23 protein-coding genes are annotated in these 21,611 nt (G+C 73.1%); 16 read left to right on the forward strand and 7 right to left on the reverse strand.

Annotation, left to right across the window (positions count from 1 at the left end):
- Positions 1-87: 87 nt before the first annotated feature.
- The 6 genes from uraD to J1792_RS23835 all read left to right on the forward strand — a co-directional run bounded on the left by uraD (position 88) and on the right by J1792_RS23835 (position 6,463).
- Positions 88-642, forward strand: a complete 555-nt coding sequence (uraD, locus tag J1792_RS23810) for a 2-oxo-4-hydroxy-4-carboxy-5-ureidoimidazoline decarboxylase (protein WP_086569265.1) — start codon at positions 88-90, stop codon at positions 640-642.
- Positions 639-989 carry a hydroxyisourate hydrolase gene (gene uraH / locus J1792_RS23815; protein WP_207248131.1) on the forward strand — a complete coding sequence of 117 codons (351 nt, stop codon included), beginning with the start codon at positions 639-641 and terminating at the stop codon, positions 987-989. The genes uraD and uraH overlap by 4 nt, the downstream gene beginning before the upstream one ends.
- A 3-nt stretch (positions 990-992) precedes the next feature.
- Positions 993-1,871 (forward strand): factor-independent urate hydroxylase, encoded by an 879-nt coding sequence (gene pucL, locus J1792_RS23820; protein ID WP_207248132.1) that lies wholly within the window; start codon positions 993-995, stop codon positions 1,869-1,871.
- 73 nt (positions 1,872-1,944) lie between these two features.
- Positions 1,945-3,339, forward strand: a complete 1,395-nt coding sequence (locus J1792_RS23825) for an 8-oxoguanine deaminase (protein WP_086569260.1) — start codon at positions 1,945-1,947, stop codon at positions 3,337-3,339.
- Positions 3,340-3,466: 127 nt separating this feature from the next.
- Positions 3,467-4,852: a nucleobase:cation symporter-2 family protein gene (locus J1792_RS23830; protein WP_372446160.1), complete on the forward strand. Its 1,386-nt coding sequence runs from the start codon at positions 3,467-3,469 to the stop codon at positions 4,850-4,852.
- Positions 4,853-4,936: 84 nt separating this feature from the next.
- Positions 4,937-6,463, forward strand: coding sequence for a YfcC family protein (locus J1792_RS23835; RefSeq protein ID WP_207248133.1), 1,527 nt, complete (start codon positions 4,937-4,939; stop codon positions 6,461-6,463).
- 54 nt (positions 6,464-6,517) lie between these two features.
- Here J1792_RS23835 and aceB read toward each other — a convergent pair whose 3' ends face one another.
- Together aceB and J1792_RS23845 are read right to left on the reverse strand one after the other, a co-directional pair.
- Positions 6,518-8,116: a malate synthase A gene (aceB, locus tag J1792_RS23840; RefSeq protein WP_207248134.1), complete on the reverse strand. Its 1,599-nt coding sequence runs from the start codon at positions 8,114-8,116 to the stop codon at positions 6,518-6,520.
- Between the two features lie 98 nt (positions 8,117-8,214).
- Positions 8,215-8,886 (reverse strand): nucleotidyltransferase family protein, encoded by a 672-nt coding sequence (locus J1792_RS23845; RefSeq protein ID WP_207248135.1) that lies wholly within the window; start codon positions 8,884-8,886, stop codon positions 8,215-8,217.
- 178 nt (positions 8,887-9,064) lie between these two features.
- Between J1792_RS23845 and J1792_RS23850 the strand changes: the two genes are divergently transcribed.
- Complete coding sequence (locus J1792_RS23850; protein WP_372446161.1) at positions 9,065-9,442, forward strand: DUF5955 family protein; 378 nt, start codon at positions 9,065-9,067, stop codon at positions 9,440-9,442.
- A 20-nt stretch (positions 9,443-9,462) separates the two neighbouring features.
- On the opposite strand, the gene J1792_RS23855 is transcribed toward J1792_RS23850, so the two are convergent.
- Positions 9,463-10,251, reverse strand: coding sequence for an IclR family transcriptional regulator (locus tag J1792_RS23855; RefSeq protein WP_086574763.1), 789 nt, complete (start codon positions 10,249-10,251; stop codon positions 9,463-9,465).
- A 204-nt stretch (positions 10,252-10,455) separates the two neighbouring features.
- Between J1792_RS23855 and allB the strand changes: the two genes are divergently transcribed.
- Together allB and alc are read left to right on the forward strand one after the other, a co-directional pair.
- Entirely contained in the window at positions 10,456-11,775 is a 1,320-nt protein-coding gene (gene allB, locus J1792_RS23860; RefSeq protein WP_207248136.1) for an allantoinase AllB, read from the forward strand.
- On the forward strand, positions 11,772-12,923 hold the full coding sequence (alc, locus tag J1792_RS23865; RefSeq protein WP_207248137.1) for an allantoicase: 1,152 nt from the start codon (positions 11,772-11,774) through the stop codon (positions 12,921-12,923). Before allB ends, alc begins: the two co-directional genes overlap by 4 nt.
- Here alc and J1792_RS23870 read toward each other — a convergent pair.
- From J1792_RS23870 to J1792_RS23885, 4 genes are read right to left on the reverse strand one after another with little or no spacing between them, the layout of a single operon-like run.
- Complete coding sequence (locus J1792_RS23870) at positions 12,895-13,437, reverse strand: GNAT family N-acetyltransferase (protein WP_207248138.1); 543 nt, start codon at positions 13,435-13,437, stop codon at positions 12,895-12,897. The two genes, alc and J1792_RS23870, sit on opposite strands and share 29 nt — an antisense overlap.
- 9 nt (positions 13,438-13,446) lie before the next feature.
- On the reverse strand, positions 13,447-14,109 hold the full coding sequence (locus J1792_RS23875; RefSeq protein ID WP_207248139.1) for a transcriptional regulator: 663 nt from the start codon (positions 14,107-14,109) through the stop codon (positions 13,447-13,449).
- A gap of 37 nt (positions 14,110-14,146) precedes the next feature.
- A complete protein-coding gene (locus tag J1792_RS23880; RefSeq protein WP_207248191.1) occupies positions 14,147-14,305 on the reverse strand; it encodes a DUF6126 family protein in 159 nt (52 codons plus the stop codon).
- On the reverse strand, positions 14,302-14,943 hold the full coding sequence (locus J1792_RS23885) for a helix-turn-helix domain-containing protein (RefSeq protein WP_207248140.1): 642 nt from the start codon (positions 14,941-14,943) through the stop codon (positions 14,302-14,304). Before J1792_RS23885 ends, J1792_RS23880 begins: the two co-directional genes overlap by 4 nt.
- A gap of 138 nt (positions 14,944-15,081) precedes the next feature.
- Between J1792_RS23885 and J1792_RS23890 the strand changes: the two genes are divergently transcribed.
- The 7 genes from J1792_RS23890 (at position 15,082) to J1792_RS23920 (ending at position 21,501) form a co-directional block, all read left to right on the forward strand.
- The gene (locus J1792_RS23890; RefSeq protein WP_207248141.1) at positions 15,082-15,501 is read left to right on the forward strand and encodes a guanyl-specific ribonuclease; all 420 of its coding nucleotides are present in this window, start codon (positions 15,082-15,084) and stop codon (positions 15,499-15,501) included.
- 133 nt (positions 15,502-15,634) lie between these two features.
- A complete protein-coding gene (locus J1792_RS23895) occupies positions 15,635-16,231 on the forward strand; it encodes a DUF4865 family protein (protein ID WP_207248142.1) in 597 nt (198 codons plus the stop codon).
- Positions 16,232-16,417: 186 nt separating this feature from the next.
- Entirely contained in the window at positions 16,418-17,581 is a 1,164-nt protein-coding gene (locus tag J1792_RS23900; RefSeq protein ID WP_207248189.1) for a cytochrome P450 family protein, read from the forward strand.
- A 96-nt stretch (positions 17,582-17,677) separates the two neighbouring features.
- Positions 17,678-18,427 (forward strand): GntR family transcriptional regulator, encoded by a 750-nt coding sequence (locus J1792_RS23905; RefSeq protein ID WP_207248143.1) that lies wholly within the window; start codon positions 17,678-17,680, stop codon positions 18,425-18,427.
- 208 nt (positions 18,428-18,635) lie between these two features.
- Entirely contained in the window at positions 18,636-19,646 is a 1,011-nt protein-coding gene (locus tag J1792_RS23910) for a sugar ABC transporter substrate-binding protein (RefSeq protein ID WP_207248144.1), read from the forward strand.
- Positions 19,643-20,683, forward strand: coding sequence for an ABC transporter permease (locus tag J1792_RS23915; protein ID WP_086574784.1), 1,041 nt, complete (start codon positions 19,643-19,645; stop codon positions 20,681-20,683). Before J1792_RS23910 ends, J1792_RS23915 begins: the two co-directional genes overlap by 4 nt.
- Positions 20,680-21,501, forward strand: a complete 822-nt coding sequence (locus J1792_RS23920; RefSeq protein WP_207248145.1) for an ATP-binding cassette domain-containing protein — start codon at positions 20,680-20,682, stop codon at positions 21,499-21,501. The genes J1792_RS23915 and J1792_RS23920 overlap by 4 nt, the downstream gene beginning before the upstream one ends.
- Positions 21,502-21,611 lie beyond the last annotated feature (110 nt).

The following is a 21,611-nucleotide window of genomic DNA, read 5'->3' on the forward strand; positions in this document are numbered from 1 at the left end:
AACTGTTGACGCGGCCGCCCGTAGGGCGTTAGCTATGCGCATTCTCGTTTCCGAGCGCGTCCCCCCCCACGCGCCACGGAGGTTCCCGTGACTTCGAGTTCGACGCCGGGGCTCACCCGGTTCAACGCGGCCGAGGACGGCACGGCGCGGGCCGTACTGCACGACATCTGCGCGAGCGGCGCGTGGGCGCGGGAGATCCTCGCGCGGCGGCCCTACCGCGACGCCGAGGAACTGCTGACCGTCAGCGACGCCGCCGTCGCCCGGCTCGGCCCGGCCGACCTCGCCGAGGCCATGGCCGCCCACCCGCCCATCGGACGGCCCACGCCCGGCGACCCGGTCTCCTCCCGTGAGCAGCGCGGCATGGCGGACGCCCCCGCCGCCCTGCGGGCCGAGATGCTCGAACTCACCCTGGCCTACCAGGAGAAGTTCGGGCACGTCTTCCTCATCTGCGCCACCGGCCTCACCGCCGAACAGATGCGTGACGCCGTACGCCGCCGGATCGGCAACGCCCCGCACCACGAGCGCGAGATCGTCCGGCAGGAACTGGGCAGGATCAACCGCATCCGGCTGGCCCGCCTCGCCGTGACGCCCGCGACACCGCCCGCGACAACCCCCGCGACCGAAGGAGCCGCCCCGCCATGACCGCCGCCGCCACGGTCTCCACGCACGTCCTCGACACCGCCACGGGGCGCCCGGCCGGCGGCGTGGACGTGGAGCTGTCCGTCCGCGACGGCGCGGCCGGGACGTGGTCCGTGCTCGCGGCGGGGCGGACCGACGCTGACGGGCGCTGCGCGGGCTTCCCCCCGCTGCCGCCCCCCGCCGACCGGGTGCGCCTGCGCTTCGACGTGGCGATCCGCCGAGAACCTCCGGTCGGCGGGCCCGCCTTCTTCCCTGAGGTGGCGGTGACCTTCGCCGTCGCACCCGGCGAGCACCATCACGTCCCCCTGCTGCTCAGCCCGTTCGGATACTCCGTATACCGAGGGAGTTAGCACGTGATCCTGGGTCAGAACCAGTACGGCAAGGCCGAGAACCGCGTCGTGAGGATCACCCGCGACGGCACCACCCACCACATCAAGGACCTCAACGTCAGCGTCGCCCTCTCCGGCGACATGGAGGACGTGCACCTCTCCGGCTCCAACGCCGCCGTCCTGACCACCGACACCACCAAGAACACCGTCTTCGCCTTCGCCAAGGAGCACGGCATCGCCTCGGCCGAGGCGTTCGGCATCGCGCTCGCCCGGCACTTCGTCGCCGGCCAGCCGTCGATCCGTACGGCCAGGATCCGCCTCGAGGAGTACGCCTGGGCCCGCATCGAGACGCCCGGCCCCCGGCGGCACTCGTTCGTCCGCGAGAACCAGGAGACCCGCACCGCGCAGGTCACCTTCGACGGCACCGACTGGGAGATCGTCTCCGGGCTCAAGGACCTGGTGGTGCTGAACTCCACCGACTCGGAGTTCACCGGCTACCTCAAGGACCGCTACACCACGCTCCCCGAGACGCGCGACCGCATCCTCGCCACCCGCGTCCAGGCGTGCTGGCGGCACGCCTCGGCCGACGCCGACTGGGACCCGGTCTACCGGCAGGCCCGCGAGCACCTCCTGGGCGCCTTCGCCGGCACCTACTCCCTCTCCCTGCAGCAGACCCTCTACCGGATGGGCACGCGGGTCCTCGAGAACTGCCCCGGGATCGAGGAGATCCGCCTCTCCCTGCCCAACCAGCACCACTTCCTCGTGGACCTCGAACCCTTCGGGCTCACGAACGACAACGAGGTCTACCACGCGGCCGACCGCCCCTACGGGCTGATCGAGGCGACCATCCTGCGCGAGGGCGCCGAGCCCCGCATCCCGGCGGACATGACCACCCTCGCCTGACCGCCCGTTGCCCGACCCGCCCCACCGGACACGCCCCAAGGCCGACCCTCAAGGACCTAAGGACCTGGCGACCATGGCAGCACCCGCACCCCCCTTGCCGGCCCGCACCGTCATCGAGAACTGCGCCATCGCCACCGTCGACGCCGCCGGCACCGAACACGCCTCGGGCCACATCGTCGTCAGCGGCCACCTCCTCGAGTCCGTCGGCCCCGGGCCCGCCCCCGCGCACCTGGCCGGCGTCACCCGCCGCGTCGACGGCAGCGGTCACCTGGCCACCCCCGGGCTCGTCAACACCCATCACCACTTCTACCAATGGCTCACCAGGGGACTCGCCCGCGACAGCAACCTCTTCGACTGGCTCGTGGCCCTCTACCCCACCTGGGCCCGCATCGACGAGGCCATGGTCCACGCGGCCGCGCGCGGCTCCCTGGCCATGATGGTCCGCGGCGGCGTCACCACCGCCATGGACCACCACTACGTCTTCCCCCGGGGTGCGGGCGACCTCCTCGGCGCGGAGATCCGCGCCGCCCGCGAGATCGGCGTGCGGTTCAGCCCCACCCGCGGGTCCATGGACCGCGGCGAGTCGGCGGGCGGGCTGCCCCCGGACTTCGCCGTCGAGACCACCGAGGCCGCGCTCATCGCCACCGAGGAGGCCATCGACACCCACCACGACCCCTCCTTCGCCTCGATGCTGCGCGTCGGCGTCGCCCCCTGCTCGCCGTTCTCCGTCTCCACCGAGCTGCTGCGCGAGTCCGCCGCGCTCGCCCGCCGCAAGGGCGTACGGCTGCACACCCACGGCTCGGAGACGGTCGAGGAGGAGCGCTTCTGCGAGGAACTGTTCGGCATGGGGCCGACGGACTACTTCGAGTCCACCGGCTGGCTCGGCGACGACGTGTGGATGGCCCACTGCGTCCATATGAGCGACGCCGACATCGACGCCTTCGCCCGTACGGGCACGGGCGTGGCGCACTGCCCCTCCTCCAACGCCCGCCTCGGCGCCGGCACCGCCCGCGTCCCCGCCATGCTGCGCGCCGGCGTCCCCGTGGGCCTCGGCGTCGACGGCACCGCCTCCAACGAGTCCGGCGAACTCCACACCGAACTGCGCAACGCCCTCCTCGTCCACCGCCTCGCCGGCGGCGCGACGGCCCTCGACGTTCGGCAGGCGCTGCGGCTGGGCACGTACGGGGGCGCCCAGGTTCTGGGCCGGGCCGCCGAGACCGGCTCGCTCGAGGCGGGCAAGCTCGCCGACCTGGTGCTGTGGAAGCTCGACGGGCTCGGCCACTCCACCATCGCCGACCCCGTCGCCGCCCTCGTCCTCGGCCCGCCCGCGCCCGTCACCCTCTCCCTCGTCGGCGGCAGACCCGTCGTCGAGCACGGCCGGCTCGTCACCGCCGACGAGGAGGCCATCGCCCGCGAGGCCCGCGCCGAGGCCCGCCGCCTCGCGCGGCTCGCGGACGGCGCCGGCTGACGGCCCGGAGCCGGCCGCCGCGGACCCGCCGGGAGGGACGGCTCCCGGCCGGGGCCGGGCCGGGGCGCGGCACCACCCGCGCCCCGGCCCCACGCCCTCCCACGCCCACCGATCAGGAGGAACCGCTGTGGCCGTAGTGCCCGGGCCCGCCCGGCACCCCGCCGACGCGCCGGAACCGGCGGGGAACGACAGGCACCCCGTGGACCGGCTGCCCGGCCCCGGCAAGCTGCTCGCCGGCGGCTTCCAGCACCTGGTCGCCGCGTACGCCGGCGTGGTCGCGCCGCCCCTCGTCGTCGGCGCGTACGTCGGGCTCTCCCCGGCCGGGCTCACCTTCCTCGTGGGCGCGAGCCTGTTCACCGCGGGCATCGCCACCCTGCTGCAGACGATCGGCTTCTGGCGGATCGGCGCCAGGATGCCGTTCGTCAACGGCGTCTCCTTCGCGGGCGTCGCGCCGATGCTCGCCGTCGCCGACGCCCAGGGAGACCGGCGCGACGCCCTGCCCGTCATCTACGGGGCCGTCATCGTCGCGGGCGTGCTGGGCTTCCTGCTCGCCCCGGCCTTCTGCCGGCTCGTGCGCTTCTTCCCGCCCGTCGTCAGCGGAACCGTCATCACCCTGATCGGCATCACCCTCCTGCCGGTCTCCTTCGGCTGGATCCAGGGCGGCCATCCCGAGCGGCCCGCCGCCCCCGTCGACCTGGCCCTGGCGGCGGCGACCCTGGCGATCGTGCTGCTCCTGCGCAGGCTGCTGCGGGGCTTCCTGCGGCAGATCGCCATCCTGCTCGGCCTCGTCGCCGGCACCCTGCTCGCCCTGCCGGCCGGGGCCGTCGACACCACCGCCACCCGCCACGCCGCCCTCGCCGGCTTCCCCACCCCCTTCCACTTCGGCACCCCGCACATCGAGGCGGCGCCGGTGGTCTCCATGTGCGTGCTGATGCTGGTCTGCATGACCGAGAGCACCGCCGACATGCTGGCGCTGGGCGCGATCGTGGGACGCGAGGCGGACGAGAAGGTCATCGCGGCGGGGCTGCGCGCCGACACGCTCGGCACGGCCGTCAGCCCGCTCTTCAACGGCTTCGCCAACAGCGCCTTCGCCCAGAACATCGGCCTCGTCGCCGTCACCGGGGTGCGCAGCCGCTTCACCGTCGCCGCCTGCGGGCTGATGTTCGTCCTGCTGGGCCTGAGCCCGGCCTTCGCCTCGCTGATCGCGCTGGTGCCGCAGCCGGTCCTCGGCGGTGCGGGCATCGTGCTGTTCGGCACGGTCGCCGCCAGCGGGATCGGCGTGCTGCGCACGGCGGGGCTCGAGCGCGGCGACAATCTGCTGATCGCCGCGACCGCCCTGGGCGTGGGCATGATCCCGGTGGTCTCCAGGACCTTCTACGACGACGCCGGGATCCCCGCGACGCTGAAGGTCGTCCTGGACTCGGGCGTCAGCGCCGGCTGCCTGACGGCGGTCCTGCTCAACCTCGCCTTCAACCACCTCGGCGGCGGTGGCCGGCCCGAGCGTGGCGACTAGGGACGAGTGACGCATTGCGCGACAATCTCCCCCGAATCGCTCGTAGGTGTGAGAGCGCTCGAAGGTGTGAGAGAGGGCCGCCGCGTGGACCAGCAAGCCGAGGAGGAGCCGGCCCGCGAGGAACCTGAAGGCAGACGCGCCTTCGTCTTCCCCAGCGCACTGACGGTCCTCGCCGCGGTGACCGTCGCCGTCTGGATCCTCACCTTCGTCATCCCCTCCGGCTCCTACCGCCGCACCCCCGACGGCGACCCGATCCAGGGCACCTACCACCGCGAGCCCGCCCCCGGAGGCTTCCTCCACCGCCTCGGCGACCTCTTCCTCGCCCCCGTCAACGGCCTCTACGGCGTGCGGGACGCAAAGACGGGCGAGGTGGCGCCGGACGCCGTCGGCACGCTCTACGGCAGCGCCGGGGTCTTCCTCTTCGTGCTGGCCATCGGCGCGTTCATCACCGTGGTCTTCGCCACCGGAGCCCTGGACCGGGGCATCGAACGACTGGCCCACCGGCTGCGCGAGCGCGGGGCGCTGCTCATCGCCGGCGTGATGACGGTCTTCTCGCTGCTGGGCACCGTGGAGGGGTTCGCCGAGGAGACGCTGGGCTTCTACGGGCTGCTCGTCCCGCTGATGCTGGCGCTCGGCTACGACCGCATGGTCGCCACCGGCACCATCATCCTCGGCGCGGGCGTCGGCGTGCTCGCCTCCACCGTCAACCCCTTCGCCACCGGCGTCGCCTCCTCCGCCGCCGGCATCTCGATCGGCGACGGCATCGCCCTGCGCTTCGCGATGTGGGTGGTGCTCACCGCCGTCACCATCGGCTACGTCGTCCGGTACGCCCACCGGGTGCGCGCCGCCCCGGAGCGCTCGCTGGTGGGCTTCCTCGAGGGCGACCGCGAGCTCGCCGCCAAGGCGGCCGAGCCACCGGAGCTCACCGGGCTGCAGAAGGGGGTGCTCGTCCTCGTCGCCCTCGTCTTCACCTTCATGATCTTCTCGGTGATCCCCTGGGCGAGCGCGCTCTCGGGCCGGTCCGACGCCGTGCCCTACGACTGGGAACTGGGCTGGTCCTTCGCGCAGTTGGCCGCCCTGTTCATCGTCGCGGCCGTGCTCGTCGGGCTCGTCGCCCACCTGGGCGAGCAGAAGCTGAGCGCCACGATCATCCAGGGCGCCGCCGACTTCATCGCCCCCGCGCTGGTGATCGTCCTCGCCCGGGGCGTCACCGTCATCATGACCAACGCCAAGGTCATCGACACCGTGCTGCACGCCGTCGAGGGCGTGGTCTCGGGCACGCCGCCGGTGGCGTTCGCCGTCCTCGTCTACATCGTGAACCTGCCGCTGGCCTTCCTGATCCCCTCCACCTCCGGCCATGCGACGCTGGCGATGCCGATCCTCGCCCCGCTCGCGGACTTCGCGGGCGTCTCCCGGGCGGTGGCGGTCACCGCCTGGCAGTCGGCGAGCGGCTGGATGAACCTGTGGGTACCCACGACCGCCGTCGTGGTCGGCGGGGTGTCGCTGGCGAAGGTCGGCTACGACCGCTACCTGCGGTTCGTCTGGCCGCTGCTGGCCCTCCTGGCCGTGCTCATCTGCGGCTTCCTGGCGCTGGGCGCGGCCCTCGGCTGACGGGGGAGGGCCGCGCCCGGGCGCCGCCGCCCCCTGGGGCCGGCGGCTCGGGCGTCAGTCCAGCAGCTCGTACGCCGGCAGCGTCAGGAAGTCCGCGTAGTCCTCGTCGAGCGCCACCCTCAGCAGCAGGTCGTGGGCCTCCTGCCAGCCGCCGGGCTCCCCGCGGACGGCGGCGAGCTCCTGGCGCGCCACCTCGCGCACCAGCGCCGCGGTGACCTGCCGGCCGTCCTCGAGGACGACGCCCGCGTCGACCCACTGCCACAGCTGCGAACGGGAGATCTCCGCCGTGGCCGCGTCCTCCATGAGGCCGAAGATGGCCACCGCGCCCACCCCCCGCAGCCACGCCTCGATGTAGCGCAGGGCGACCTGGACGGCGTTGCGCAGCCCTTCGTACGTCGGCCTCGCCTCGAGGGTGTCCACGGCGACGAGCTGAACCGCCGTCACCCGGACGTCCTCGCGCAGCCGGTGCTTCTGGTGCGGGCGGTCGCCGAGGACGGCGTCGAAGCAGGCCCGGGCGACCGGCACCAGGTCGGGGTGGGCGACCCAGGAGCCGTCGAAGCCGTCGGCCGCCTCGCGGTCCTTGTCGGCCCGGACCTTCGCCAGCGCGGCCTCGTTGGCCTCGGGGTCCTTGCGGGAGGGGATGAACGCCGCCATGCCGCCGATCGCGTGCGCCCCGCGCCGGTGGCAGGTGCGCACGAGCAGTTCGGTGTACGCGCGCATGAACGGCGCGGTCATGGTGATGGCGTTGCGGTCGGGCAGGACGAACTTCTCGCCGCCGTCACGGAAGTTCTTGACGATGGAGAAGAGGTAGTCCCAGCGGCCGGCGTTGAGACCGGAGGCGTGCTCGCGCAGCTCGTAGAGGATCTCCTCCATCTCGTACGCGGCCGTGATGGTCTCGATGAGGACCGTGGCGCGGATGGTGCCCCGGGGGATGCCGAGGTGGTCCTGGGCGAAGACGAACACGTCGTTCCACAGCCGGGCCTCGAGGTGCGACTCGGTCTTGGGGAGGTAGAAGTAGGGGCCCTTGCCCAGCTCGAGCAGCCGCCGGGCGTTGTGGAGGAAGTAGAGGCCGAAGTCGGTCAGGGCGCCGGGGACGGGACGGCCGTCGACGGTCAGGTGACGCTCGTCGAGGTGCCAGCCGCGCGGCCGCATCACGACGGTGGCGAGCTCCCCGGCCGGCCGGAGCGCGTACGCCTTGCCCCCGGGGGCGGTGAAGTCGATGCGGCGCGCGTAGGCGTCGATCAGGTTGAGCTGGCCGTGGACGACGTTGTGCCAGGTGGGCGCGGAGGCGTCCTCGAAGTCGGCGAGCCAGACGCGGGCGCCGGAGTTGAGGGCGTTGACGGTCATCTTCCGGTCGTCGGCGGGCCCGGTGATCTCCACCCGCCGGTCCTCGAGCGCGGCGGGCGCGGGCGCCACCCGCCAGTCGGGGTCCTCGCGGACGGCGGCGGTCCGGGGGAGGAAGTCCAGGGTGCCGGTGCGGGCGATCTCCGCTCGGCGGGCGGCTCGGCGGGCGAGCAACTCGTCGCGGCGCGGGGTGAACCGGCGGTGCAGGGCGGCGAGGAAGGCGAGCGCCTCCTCGGTCAGCACCTCTTCCTGCCGTTCCACGGGCCGGGCGCGGACGACGGCCGGCGAGGACGGCGAGGGTGCGGACATGGGCGGTCACTCCTCTTCAGCGGGCGGGCATGAGGGCGGCGCATGCCGAACTGACCTTGTGGAGAATAGTTTTCTCATCGTGGAAGTTCAATGGCGCGTTATTCCCGTGGCATTCCCCAGCAGCCCGTTGTTCCGGCAGTGCGTCGTTCCAGCAGCGCGAGATCGTCCGGGGTGTCCACGTCGTCGGGCGCCGCCACGTCCGAGCACTCCACGAGCCGTACGGCCGCGGCGTGCCGGCGCAGATACGCACGGGCCCCCAGATCACCCTCGGACGCCGCCGCCACGCCCGCCCAGTGCTCCCGCCCCAGCAGCACCGGATGCCCCCGCTCGCCCCCGTAGGACGCCGCCGCAAGGCTCGCCCCGGCCCGGTGCGCGGCCAGCACGCGCGCCACGGCCGCCGCGCCCACGCGCGGCTGGTCGACCAGCGCGACCACCGCCGCCGAGACGCCCGGGACCGCCGCCAGCGAGGCGAGCCCGGCCCGCAGCGACGAGCCCATGCCCCGCTCCCAGTGCGGGTTGTCCACGAGCACCCGGCCCGCCGCCGGCGGCCCGAGCCGGGCCCGCACCTCGGCCGCGCCCGCGCCCAGCACCACATGCACCGGCCCGCAGCCGCCCTCGGACAACTGTCGTATCGCGTGCTCCACCAGCAGACCGCCCCGGTGCGCCAGGAGCGCCTTGGGGCGCCCGCCGAGCCGTCGCCCGCCGCCGGCCGCCAGCAACAGCCCCGCCACGCACGCGTGTTTCGCACCCGTGTCCGCCGTTCGCGCCATAGCCCCTGCATACCGCATACCTGGGCGGATGTGCGCCGGACGTCAGTTCGTCACTCGTACGTGAACGCTCGGCCTGAATTTCGCTGTGCGTGTGGCGCGTCGCACGGAAACTGGCGTTAACTGATCCGCGCGAGCGAGTACGGGAGGGGGACAAGTCGTGGCGGAAGGCGCCGTAGTGGTGGAAGAGGGGCGAACGGGACGTTTCGGCGAGGAGACGGACCCGAGAATCGACGAGCTGGGCGCCGCCGTGTCCCGGCTGCGCCGCGAGCTGGCCGGGCACCCCGCCCCCTTACCGGACCGGGACGCCGCCGAGGACGAGCTGGCCGCCCTGGACGCCATGGCCCGCGCCGGCGCCCCCGACGTCTCCCGGCTGCGCCGCTCCCTGTTGCTGGTGGCGGGCGCCGTGGGCTCGGTCAGCGCCCTGGCCCCCGCGCTCGGCGCCGTCCGCGCCGCCGTCGACCGCTTCGGCGGTCTCCCGGACGCCCCGCCGGCCGCACGGCCCGAGGGCGCGGCGGAGCCGGACGCGGCGGACGTGCCGCGCCCCCGCGAGGGCTGAAGCCCCCGCCGGGGCGGCGATCAGGCGGTGACGGTGGTCGCGGCCAGCGACTTCGAGAGCTCCGCGGCCACGACCTGCAGCAGCGGGACGATGCGCTCCGTGGCGGCCTCGGTGACCCGGCCCGCCGGACCCGAGATCGAGATGGCCGCCGACGTGGGCGAGTCGGGCACCGGCACCGCCAGGCAGCGGACGCCGATCTCCTGCTCGTTGTCGTCCATCGCGAAGCCCGACTCGCGCACCCGCGCCAGCTCCGCGAGGAAGCCGTCGGGCGTGGTGATCGTCTTCTCGGTCGCGGCCGGCATGCCCGTGCGCGCCAGCAGCGCGCGGACCTCGTCGTCGGCGGACTGGGCGAGCAGCGCCTTGCCGACGCCCGTGGTGTGCGGCAGCACGCGCCGCCCGACCTCGGTGAACATCCGCACCGAGTGGCGCGAGGGCACCTGCGCCACGTACACGACCTCGTCGCCGTCGAGCAGCGCCATGTTCGCGGTCTCGCCGGTCTCCTCGACCAGGCGGGCCAGGTGCGGCCGGGCCCAGGTGCCCAGCAGCCGGGCCGAGCTCTCCCCGAGCCGGATCAGCCGGGGGCCGAGGGCGTACCGGCGGTTGGGCTGCTGCCGTACGTATCCGCAGGCCACCAGCGTGCGCATCAGGCGGTGAATGGTGGGCAGCGGCAGGCCGCTGCTGGCGGACAGCTCGCTGAGTCCGACTTCACCGCCCGCGTCGGCCATCCGCTCGAGCAGGTCGAAGGCACGCTCGAGGGACTGGACGCCGCCACTGCTTGCGGCGGTTCGGGGCTCGGCGGACGAGGGCACGGCGCTCCTTCCGGGGTGGGGGGTGGCAGCAGCCTACCGGCCGCCGCGGATGTCACGTGCGCGTTTCTGATGCGTGAAACAGGCGTTCCGATATGTGAAAGGTCTTGACCTCCGCCGGTCCCGGTTGAAGACTGCCCTCCGTCGCCACGCTTCAACAGAATGTTGAAGTGATGAACGGGGTTCGGGCCGGCGGGAGGCCGAGGAGTGGACCTGATACTGCGCTCGACGCGGGTCGTGACACCGGACGGCGTCCGCGCCGCCCGCGTCGCCGTCACCGGCGGCCGGATCGAGGCGGTCCTGCCGTACGAGGCCGGACCCGCCGCCGACGCCGTCGAGGACCTGGGCGACGACGTCCTGCTGCCCGGCCTCGTCGACACCCATGTGCATGTGAACGATCCCGGCCGCACGGAGTGGGAGGGCTTCGCGAGCGCCACCCGGGCCGCGGCGGCCGGCGGCGTCACCACGCTCCTCGACATGCCGCTCAACAGCCTCCCGCCCACCACGACCGTGGCGAACCTGCGGGCCAAGCAGGCCGTGGCCCGCGACCGGGCGTACGTCGACGTGGGCTTCTGGGGCGGGGCGCTGCCCGGCAACCTCGCCGACCTGCGGCCCCTGCACGAGGCCGGGGTGTTCGGCTTCAAGGCCTTCCTCTCCCCGTCCGGCGTCGAGGAGTTCCCGCACCTGGCCCCCGCCGACCTCGAGGCCGTGGCCACGGAGATCGCCGGCCTGGGCGGGCTGCTGATCGTGCACGCCGAGGACCCGCGGGAACTGGCGGCGGCGCCCGGCGGCGCCCGCTACGCCGACTTCCTCGCCTCCCGCCCGCGCGTCGCCGAGAACGCGGCCGTCGCCACGCTCGTGGACGTGGCACGCCGGGCCGGTACGCGCATCCACGTGCTGCACCTGTCCTCCTCCGGCACGCTGCCCCTGATCGCCGCCGCCCGGGCCGGCGGCCTGCCCGTCACAGGGGAAACCTGCCCGCATTTCCTCACCCTCACCGCCGAGGACGTGCCCGACGGCGCCACGGAGTTCAAGTGCTGCCCGCCCATCCGCGAGGCGGCCGACCAGGACGCCCTGTGGGCGGCGCTGGCCGACGGGACCGTCGGCTGCGTCGTCTCGGACCACTCCCCGTGCACCGCCGACCTCAAGGTCCCCGACTTCGCCACCGCCTGGGGCGGCATCTCCTCCCTCCAGCTCGGCCTGCCCGCCGTCTGGACCGAGGCCAGACGCCGCGGGCACACCCTCCACGACGTGGCCCGCTGGATGTCCGCCGGCCCCGCGGCCCTCGCCGGCCTGTCCCGCAAGGGCGCCATCGCACCGGGCCGCGACGCCGACTTCGCCGTCCTCGCCCCCGACGAGACCTTCACCGTCGACCCGGCCGCGCTCCACCACCGCAACCCCGTCACCGCCTACGCCGGCCGGACCCTGTACGGAGTCGTCCGGTCCACCTGGCTGCGCGGCCGCCGGATCGCCGACCACGGCACCCCCCTGACCGAGCCCACCGGCCGACTCCTGGAGCGCGCATGAGTCAAGACGCCAGCGGCACCTCCCCGTTCACCGGCGCCGCGAACCCCTACACGGGCGGCGACCCCTACGCCGACTACCGCACCGCCGACCACCCGTTCACCGCTCTGCCCGACCTCGCTGACCGCCGCCTGGGCGCCTCCGTCATCGCCGCCGACGACGAGTTCTTCGCCGAGCGCGAGAACCTCCTGACCCCCGGCCCCGCCCGCTTCGACCCCGAACTCTTCGGCCACAAAGGCAAGATCATGGACGGCTGGGAGACCCGCCGCCGGCGCGGCGCCTCGGCCGACGCCCCGCACCCGGCGGACGACGACCACGACTGGGCCCTGATACGGCTCGGTGTCCCCGGCATCGTCAGGGGCGTCGTCGTCGACACCGCCCACTTCCGGGGCAACCACCCCCTGGCCGTCGGCCTCGAGGGCACCTCGCTGCCCGGCACCCCCTCGCCCGCGGACCTGCTCGCCGACGACGTGCAATGGACCGTCCTCGTGCCGCGCGCCTCCGTCGGCGGCCACGCCGCCAACGGCTTCCGCGTCGACGCCCCGGAGCGCTTCACCCACCTGCGGCTCAACCAGTACCCCGACGGCGGCATCGCCCGGCTGCGCGTCCACGGCGAGGCCGTCCCGGACGCCGCCTGGCTCGCCGCCCTGGGCGTCTTCGACCTCGCCGCGCTGGAGAACGGCGGCCACGTCGAGGACTGCTCCGACCGCTTCTACTCCTCCCCGTTCCACAGCATCCACCCCGGCCGGTCCCGCGCGATGGGCGAGGGCTGGGAGACGCGACGACGGCGCGACGGCGGCCACGACTGGGTCCGCTACCGCCTCACCGGGCAGGCGGTCCTACGGGCGGTCGAGATCGACACCGGCTGCTACAAGGGCAACGCCCCGGGCTGGGCGTCCCTTTCCGCCCTCGACGCCACCACCGGGGCCGACCCCGCCGGCACCGACGGCTGGCGCGAACTGCTGCCCCGCACCCCGCTGCTGCCCGACACCGTGCACCGCCTCCCGCTCCCCGGCGCCCCCACCGCCACGCACCTGCGCCTGGACATCCACCCCGACGGCGGCGTCGCCCGGCTGCGCGTGCACGGCTCGCTCACCGACGAGGCCGTCCGCCGCCTCGAGCTCAGGGCCGGCCCTGAGCGGCGGGGGTGAGGGGGCGGCTCATGAACAGGGCCGTCTCACCCTCGGAGGAGGTGCCGGCGTAGAGCGAGGTGTCCAGGCCGCACAGGTCGAACCCCATCCGGCGGTAGGCCCGTACGGCAGGGGCGTTGACGTTGGTGACCTCCAGCCAGGCGGTCCGCGCGCCCAGTTCACGGCCGCGCGCGAGGGCACGGTCCATCAGCGCCGCGCCGATGCCCCGGCCGCGCCGGCCGGGGGAGACCCTGATGTCGGCGATCACCAGTCGGCGGTTCCACTCCTCGTACGCGAAGGAGACCGCGCCGCACAGCTCGCCGTCGGCGTCGGCGACGAGGACTTCCTGGCCCTCGCCCTCCTCGTCCTCGTCGTCGGGATAGACCTTGCGCAGCGCGGGCTCCACCGGCACCGGGTGCAGCGCGAAGCCGTCGTCGGAGGCGGTCACCCGCACGACGGTGTCGGTGGTGAAGGAGTTGTCCAGCTCGCGGGCCGCCGTCAGCTCGTCGGGCTGCGCCGGCCGGTAGATCACCATGCGGTCATCCTAGGGGGAGAGCGTCTCCCAGAACATCGACTCGTAGTCCCGCAACAGCCGCCCGTACCGGTGCGCCAGCGGCTCCGACAGCCGGCCGTCCGTCAGCCCGCCGCCCACGGCGGCCAGCGTGCGCTGCGCGCCCTCGGGGTCGGGTGTCGCGAAGAAGTCGAAGAAGCCGCACGCGGCGTCGTCGAAGCCGTAGTGCTCGCGCAGCGCCAGGCCCACGGTGGCGCAGTAGCCGCCCCACGCGGCGAAGTTGGTGCTCAGCGCGACGACGACGTCCACGGGCTCGGCGCACAGCGCCAGCCAGGCCGCGTACGCCGGATAGGCCTGGCACCCGGCCCGCGGCTCATGGGCGCGTACGGCCGCCTCGTCGAGCCCGCAGGCGGCCGCGAGCGGGCCGAGCCGCTCGAGGGCGACGTCCTCGCCGCGCGCGAGGTGGTCGAAGAAGTCGGCGGCGAGCGGCTGTCGTCCCGCGCCGGCCCGCTCGGCCAGGTGCGCGAAGCTGCGCCGGTCGCTCGTGATGACGTGGTGCTGTTCGAGGGCGAACGCCGCGAGGGCCGCGCGGGGTGCGCGGCCCGAGGCGATCTCGGGGACGAGGCGGACGGTGCCGCCGCCCGGTGCGAGCGTGCGGAGCGCGTCGTCGAGGACGTCCCGGGCTGTACGGGCCATGGCACCAGCGTATCGGCGGGCGCGGCGGCCGTGCCGGCTATTCCCGCGCGCCGCCGATGTAGAAGAGAAGGAAGAAGAAGGCGACGATGAAGTGGACGGCGACGAGATAGATGAAGACCCGGACCGTCATGCCCATCGGGGCCCGGTCCTCCTCCACGAAGGTCCTCGCCTCGTCGCCGATCGCCTTGTCGCTCATGGCATTTCCCTCCTGGTCGGTGCGGCGCCGAGGCACAGCTCGGAGACGCCGCTCTGCATCAGCGTGTGCATGAACAGCAGGTCCACTCCGCCGGGCGACGCCGCCGCGATGCGGTGCGGGGTGAGGGAGTCGAAGTGGGCGGCGTCCCCGGTCTCGAGCAGGTGGGTGCTCTCGCCCAGCGTCAGCCGCAGCCGTCCGCCGGTGACGTAGAGCCACTCCTCGCCCGGGTGCACCCGCACCAGTTCCTCCTGGCCGCCGCCCCGCGGCACGTGCAGCCGCAGGGCCTGCATGGCCCGTCCGGAGCCGCCGGCCCGCCAGTACGTCCAGCCGCCGGCCTCCTGGGCCTCCATGCGGTCGGCCCGTACGATGGGGTCGCGGCCCTCGGGCACCTCGCCCAGCAGGTCGGACACGGTCGTGCCGTACGCCCGCGCCAGCGCGAGCAGCATCGGCAGCGACGGCGTCCGCCGGCCGGTCTCCAGCCGGGACAGGTGGGCGGGCGACAGCCCCGCCAGGGCGGCGGCGGCCTCCAGCGTCAGCCCGCTGCGCCGGCGCAGGGACCGCAACTGCGGGGCGACGACGGGTATCTCTTCCGCGGGGCCCCCGACGGGGGCGGGCCGCTGTTCGGGCGATGGCCTCATGCTTCCGGTATAGACGCGGGCGTGCCTGTGAGGCAAAAAAATTGCCCGCGAGGCAAACTCTTTCTGTGATGAACGTCAGGGAAACATGAGCGGATTGGCATTGACATGACATACGGCCCCCGCGTCATGCTTGTGTCCATGACAACAACCCCCCTCCGTTCGGCGCGTCTCGCCGCGCTCGTCGCCCTGACCTCGACGCTCCTCCTGGGTACCCCGGCCATCGCCGCCACCCACTCCGCCGCCGCCCCGGTCGCGGCCGTGGCCGTGCAGAGCACCGGTGACATCTGTTACTCGGAGCTGCCCTCCCAGGCCCACGACACCATCAGCAAGATCGACGCCGGTGGCCCCTTCCCGTACCCCAAGGACGGGACCGTCTTCACCAACCGCGAGGGCGTCCTGCCCCGGCAGTCGAGCGGCTACTACCACGAGTACACCGTGATCACCCCGGGCTCCCCGGACCGCGGCGCCCGACGGATCGTCGCGGGCAAGAAGGCGCACGAGGACTACTACACCGGCGACCACTACCGGACCTTCGACCTGGTCGACTTCAGCTGCTGACCCACCCCTGACGACGCCGGGCCCCGCCACCCACGGAGGTGGCGGGGCCTTCGTCCTCCGGGCGCTGTACCTACTGGTATGTACACTCGCATCGCCGCACACGTCACCGACCGCCCGTAGAGGGAGGACGCCCGTGCACGCCATGCAGTACGCCATCACGTTGCCCGCGGACTACGACATGAAGACCATCCGGGAGCGCGTGGCGACCCGCGGCCACGCCCTCGACGACCGCGAGGGCCTGGGCCTGAAGGCCTACCTCCTCCGCGAGCGCGGGACCGACGGCTCCCCGGTCAACGAGTACGCCCCGTTCTATCTGTGGGAGCACGCCGGGGCGATGGGCGAGTTCCTGGTCGGCGGGGGCGGATTCCAGGGCATCGTCGCGGACTTCGGCCGCCCGGCCGTCCGGCACTGGGCCGGCCTCGCGTGCGAGACGGGCCCCGCCCGGTCCGCCGAACCCCGGGCCGCGTCCCGGCTGCTGACGCCCCTGCCGGCCACCGCGGACCCCGCCGCACTCGTCGCAGAGGCGCTCGCCGGGCTGCGCGCGTCGGCGCGCGCCGACGCGGTGCACACCGCCGCCCTCGCCCTCGACCCCAGCCGCTGGCAGCTGATGCGCTTCGTGCTGTGGGCCGACGCCGTCCCCGCCTCCGAGGGCCGCGACGCCGAACGCTACGAAGTCCTGCACCTGTCCACGCCCCACCTCTCCCGCCTCCCGGCCGGGCGGCACTGGTAGCGGGCCCGCCCTCAACCCGGCGGCGGAGAGAAGGACTTGGAGTCGTCCTCAGGTTCGATGCCGCGGAACCGTACGCCCTCGTACGGTGATCCCGTCCGCACACGCATCCGACAACCAGGGGGCAATGCTGTGACATCAGGGACGCACGGAACGGGAGCCACGGACCGGACGGTCGATCTGGCGGCGATGGGCGACGAGTTCACCCGCGATCCCTACCGGGTGTACGCCGAACTGCGCGCGCGGGGCCCCGTGCACCGGGTGCGCATGCCGGAGGGCGTCGAGAGCTGGCTCGTCGTCGGCCACGACGAGATACGGGCCGCCCTCAACGACCCCCGGCTCTCGAAGGACTGGGAGAAGGCATCCGAGGCCCAGGGCCTGCCCGTCGTGGCGGCCGGCCCGCACATGCTGAGCGCCGACCCCCCGCACCACACCCGGCTGCGCAGGCTGGTGGCCAGGGAGTTCACCGCCCGCCGCGTCGAGGCGCTCGCCCCGCGCGTCCAGCAGATCACCGACGGGCTCCTCGAGAACATGCTGCGGGCCCCGGACCGGCGCGCCGACCTCGTCGAGGCCCTGTCCTTCCCGCTGCCCATGAGCGTCATCTGCGAACTGCTGGGCGTGCCCGACCTCGACCGCGCCGCGTTCCACCGGTGGTCGGACGTCGCCATCGGCTCCGCCCCGCCGGCGGAGAAGACCCGCAACGCCCAGGAGGTCGCCGGCTACCTCGCCGGCCTGGTCGCCGCCAAGCGGCGGCAGCCGGGCGAGGACCTGCTGAGCGACCTCATCCGCACCACCGACGAGGACGGCGACCGGCTCTCGCCCGATGAGCTCATCGGCATGGCCTGGCTCCTGCTGGTCGCCGGGCACGAGACCACCGTCAACCTCATCAGCAACGGCGTGCTCGCCCTGCTCCGCCACCCCGACCAGCTCGCGGCGCTGCGCGCCGACTTCGGGCTGCTGGACGACGCCGTCGAGGAGATGCTGCGCTACGACGGTCCCGTGGAGACCTCCACGTACCGTTTCACCCTCGAGCCGCTGGAGATCGCCGGCACCCGCATACCCGGCGGCGGGGAGCTCGTGGTCGTCGCCCTGGCCGACGCCGACCGCGACCCGGCCCGCTTCCCCGACCCCCACCGCTTCGACATCCGCCGCGACGCCCGCGGCCACGTCGCCTTCGGGCACGGCATCCACTACTGCCTGGGCGCGCCGCTGGCCCGCCTCGAGGGCCGCATCGCCGTCCGCTCGCTCCTCGAGCGCTGCCCCGACCTCGAGCTGGACTGCCACCCGGACGCGCTCCTGTGGCGCGAGGGCATGCTGATGCGCGGCCCCTACCGGCTGCCCGTCCGCTTCTGACGCCGGGTCCTGCCCCGGCCACCGGGGCAGGGCCCATGTCCGGACAACCGGACCTCCGGACTTCCCGTCATCAGGTCGTCCGGCTACGCTCCCTTCGTGGCGAAGCAGCGACCCCTTCAGTTCTCCCTCGACCGCGGCAGCCCGGTCCCGCTCTACTTCCAGCTGTCCCAGCAGCTCGAAGCCGCCATCGAACGGGGTGAGTTCGCCCCCGGTAGCCTCCTGGGCAACGAGATCGAGCTCGCCGGACGCCTGGGACTCTCCCGCCCCACCGTCCGCCAGGCCATCCAGTCACTGGTCGACAAGGGCCTGCTGGTGCGCCGCCGCGGCGTCGGCACCCAGGTGGTGCACAGCCAGGTCAAGCGCCCGCTGGAGCTCAGCAGCCTCTACGACGACCTGGAGTCGGCCGGCCAGCAGCCCGCCACCCGCGTCCTGCACCACGCCGTCGAGCCCGCCCCCGCGCCGGTCGCCGCCGCCCTGGGCATCGCCGAGGGCGCCGACGTCCTGCGCCTGGAGCGGCTGCGCCTCGCCCACGGCGAGCCGGTGGCCCACCTGCGCAACCACCTGCCGGTCGGCCTGCTGGACCTCGACGCCGAGACCCTGGGACGCACCGGCCTCTACCGCCTGCTGCGGCAGGCGGGCATCACCCTGCACAGCGCCCGCCAGACGATCGGGGCCCGCGCCGCCACCGCCGAGGAGGGCGAGCTGCTGGCCGAGCCGGAGGGCGCCCCCCTGCTGACGATGGAGCGGACGACCTTCGACGACACCGGCCGCGCGGTGGAGTTCGGCTCCCACCTCTACCGGGCCTCGCGCTACGCGTTCGACTTCCAGCTCCTGGCCCGGTCCTGAGCCTGTCAGGCCATAAGAATGTTCTGACAAAGTCTTGACGCGATGTGTCCTCCGCCACTACAACTCCACGCACAGGAAGAAGCCCCCCTCGGCACCGCCGACGCCCCGGCCGACAGCGGTGACGGATGGTGACGGATACTTGGGCGGTTGGGTCCGCGGCAGAGGGGCCCGGCCACACCGTGACAGACAGTGAGAAGGGCAAGTCCTCGTGGCAAGGGTTCGGACAGGCGTACGTGCGGTGAGCGCCGTGCTGGCAGCGGTGCTCGGCGCCACACTGGCTGGGTGCAGCAGCACGGGCGGTAAGCGGGCCGAGGAGCGGGCAGCCAAGGCCGCTCAGGGCCGCTCCGCGGTCGACACCCCCCGGTGGACCTTCGCGATGGTCACCCACTCGGGTGATGGCGACACCTTCTGGGACATCGTCCAGAACGGTGCCAAGCAGGCGGCGGTCAAGGACAACATCAAGTTCCTCTACGCACACGACGTCGAGGGGAACAAGCAGGCCCAGAGCGTGCAGGCCATGATCGACCAGAAGGTCGACGGCCTGATCGTCACCCTCGCCAAGCCCGACGCCATGAAGGACGTCGTCGCCAAGGCGCGCAAGGCCGGCATCCCGGTGATCACGGTGAACTCCGGCTCCGACAAGTCCAAGGACTTCGGCACCCTCACCCACATCGGCCAGGACGAGGTCATCGCCGGCGAGGCCGTCGGCGAGCAGCTCAACCAGCGCGGCAGGAAGAAGGCCGTCTGCGTCCTGCACGAGCAGGGCAACGTCGGCCACGAGCAGCGCTGCGACGGCGTGAAGAAGACCTTCAAGGGCGACGTGCAGAACCTCTACGTCGAGGGCACCAACATGCCCGGCGTGCAGTCGTCCATCGAGGCCAAGCTGCAGTCCGACAAGGACATCGACACCGTCGTCACCCTCGGTGCCCCCTTCGCCGCCACGGCCGTCAAGGCCGCCAAGCAGGCCGGCGGCAAGGTCGAGGTCGACACCTTCGACCTCAACGCCCAGGTCGCCAAGGACCTCCAGGACGGCACCCTCGGCTTCGCCGTCGACCAGGACCCGTACCTCCAGGGCTACGAGGCCGTCGACCTGCTGTGGCTCTACAGGTACAACCGCGACATGCTCGGCGGCGGCCGCCCGGTCCTGACCGGCCCGCAGATCGTCACCAAGGACGACGCGAAGACCCTGGCGGAGTACACGAAGCGGGGCACCCGATGAGTACAGCGGCAACCGCACCGGCCGACGACCGGCTGCTCCACCGGGGCATACTGCGCCGGCTGCTCGGCCGCCCCGAGCTGGGCGCGGTCGTGGGCGCGGCGGCGGTCTTCCTCTTCTTCTCGTTCGCCGCCGACAGCTTCCTGCGCGCGTCCAGCCTCTCGACCGTGCTGTACGCGTCCTCGACGATCGGCATCATGGCCGTACCGGTCGCGCTGCTGATGATCGGCGGCGAGTTCGACCTGTCGGCGGGCGTGATGGTCACGACCTCCGCCCTGGTCTCGTCGATGTTCAGCTACCAGATGACGGCCAACGTCTGGGTCGGCGTGGGGGTCTCCCTGCTGACCACCCTGGCCGTCGGCTTCTTCAACGGCTTCGTGTTCACCCGCACCAAACTGCCCAGCTTCATCATCACGCTGGCCACGTTCCTGATGCTCACGGGGCTCAACCTCGGCTTCACCAAGCTCATCGGCGGCACGGTCTCCACCAAGACCATCGGCGACATGGAGGGCTTCGAGTCGGCCCACGCGGTGTTCGCCTCCCACCTCACCATCGGCGGCGTGGACCTCCAGGTCACCATCCTGTGGTGGCTCGGCCTCGTGGCCCTGGCCACCTGGGTCCTGCTCCGCACCCGCGCGGGCAACTGGATCTTCGCCGTCGGCGGCGGCGCCGACGCGGCACGTGCGGTCGGCGTCCCCGTCAACAAGACCAAGATCGGCCTCTACATGGCCGTCGCCTTCTGCGCCTGGGTCTCCGGCCAGCACCTGCTGATGTCGTACGACGTCGTGCAGTCCGGAGAGGGCGTCGGCAACGAGCTCCTCTACATCATCGCGGCCGTGATCGGCGGCTGCCTGATGACCGGCGGCTACGGCTCGGCCATCGGCTCCGCGGTCGGCGCGTTCATCTTCGGCATGACGAGCAAGGGCATCGTGTACGCGCAGTGGAACCCCGACTGGTTCAAGTTCTTCCTCGGCGCGATGCTGCTCCTGGCGACCCTGCTGAACGCCTGGGTCCGTAAGCGCGCGGAGGCGACCAAGTGAGCCCCCTGGCCAAGCTCACGGACGTGAGCAAGTTCTACGGCAACATCCGCGCGCTGGAGGGCGTCTCCCTGGAGGTGCACGCCGGTGAGATCACGTGTGTCCTCGGCGACAACGGCGCGGGCAAGTCGACCCTGATCAAGATCATCGCGGGCCTGCACCAGCACGACGCGGGAACCTTCGAGATCGAGGGCGAGGAGGCGAAGCTCTCCTCCCCCCGCGAGGCCCTGAACCGGGGCATCGCCACGGTCTACCAGGACCTGGCGGTCGTCCCCCTGATGCCGGTCTGGCGGAACTTCTTCCTGGGCTCGGAGCCGACGAAGGGCGCGGGCCCCTTCAAGCGCCTCGACGTACAGAAGATGCGCGAGACGACCCGCGCGGAGCTGCTGCGCATGGGCATCGACCTGCGCGACGTCGACCAGCCCATCGGCACGCTCTCCGGCGGCGAGCGCCAGTGCGTGGCGATCGCCCGGGCGGTGTACTTCGGCGCGAAGGTGCTGGTCCTGGACGAGCCGACCGCGGCGCTCGGCGTCAAGCAGTCCGGCGTCGTCCTGAAGTACGTCGCGGCGGCCCGCGACGCGGGCCTGGGCGTGGTCCTCATCACGCACAACCCGCACCACGCGTATCTGGTCGGTGACCGCTTCGTGCTCCTCAAGCGAGGATCGATGGCGGGCAGCCACACGAAGTCGCAGATCGCCCTGGACGAGCTCACGCGCCAGATGGCGGGCGGCTCCGAGCTGGACCAGCTCAGCCACGAGCTGGAGCGGGCGCCGGGCCCGGACGTGATCGGCGGCAAGCCGGTCGGCTCCGCCGAGGACTGACCCCGGAGCGGGGGTGCCCCCAGCCCTGTGGAACGACTGCCCACCCTCCCCCAGCTACCGCTGGGAGGGACCACCCGCCCGCAGCCAAAGGTCCGGCGTGAGGGGCCGGG

This window comes from Streptomyces triculaminicus, from assembly GCF_017349075.1.
In the GTDB taxonomy this organism is placed as follows: Bacteria; Actinomycetota; Actinomycetes; order Streptomycetales; family Streptomycetaceae; genus Streptomyces; species Streptomyces triculaminicus.

What these genes read in the sequence shown, in the direction of transcription:
- uraH (WP_207248131.1), top strand. Translation starts at nt 639, where the DNA reads ATGACCGCCGCCGCCACGGTCTCCACGCACGTCCTCGACACCGCCACG.
- J1792_RS23825 (WP_086569260.1), top strand. Translation starts at nt 1,945, where the DNA reads ATGGCAGCACCCGCACCCCCCTTGCCGGCCCGCACCGTCATCGAGAAC.
- aceB (WP_207248134.1), bottom strand. Translation starts at nt 8,116, where the DNA reads ATGTCCGCACCCTCGCCGTCCTCGCCGGCCGTCGTCCGCGCCCGGCCC.
- J1792_RS23845 (WP_207248135.1), bottom strand. Translation starts at nt 8,886, where the DNA reads ATGGCGCGAACGGCGGACACGGGTGCGAAACACGCGTGCGTGGCGGGG.
- alc (WP_207248137.1), top strand. Translation starts at nt 11,772, where the DNA reads ATGAGTCAAGACGCCAGCGGCACCTCCCCGTTCACCGGCGCCGCGAAC.
- J1792_RS23870 (WP_207248138.1), bottom strand. Translation starts at nt 13,437, where the DNA reads ATGGTGATCTACCGGCCGGCGCAGCCCGACGAGCTGACGGCGGCCCGC.
- J1792_RS23875 (WP_207248139.1), bottom strand. Translation starts at nt 14,109, where the DNA reads ATGGCCCGTACAGCCCGGGACGTCCTCGACGACGCGCTCCGCACGCTC.
- J1792_RS23880 (WP_207248191.1), bottom strand. Translation starts at nt 14,305, where the DNA reads ATGAGCGACAAGGCGATCGGCGACGAGGCGAGGACCTTCGTGGAGGAG.
- J1792_RS23885 (WP_207248140.1), bottom strand. Translation starts at nt 14,943, where the DNA reads ATGAGGCCATCGCCCGAACAGCGGCCCGCCCCCGTCGGGGGCCCCGCG.
- J1792_RS23890 (WP_207248141.1), top strand. Translation starts at nt 15,082, where the DNA reads ATGACAACAACCCCCCTCCGTTCGGCGCGTCTCGCCGCGCTCGTCGCC.
- J1792_RS23900 (WP_207248189.1), top strand. Translation starts at nt 16,418, where the DNA reads ATGGGCGACGAGTTCACCCGCGATCCCTACCGGGTGTACGCCGAACTG.
- J1792_RS23915 (WP_086574784.1), top strand. Translation starts at nt 19,643, where the DNA reads ATGAGTACAGCGGCAACCGCACCGGCCGACGACCGGCTGCTCCACCGG.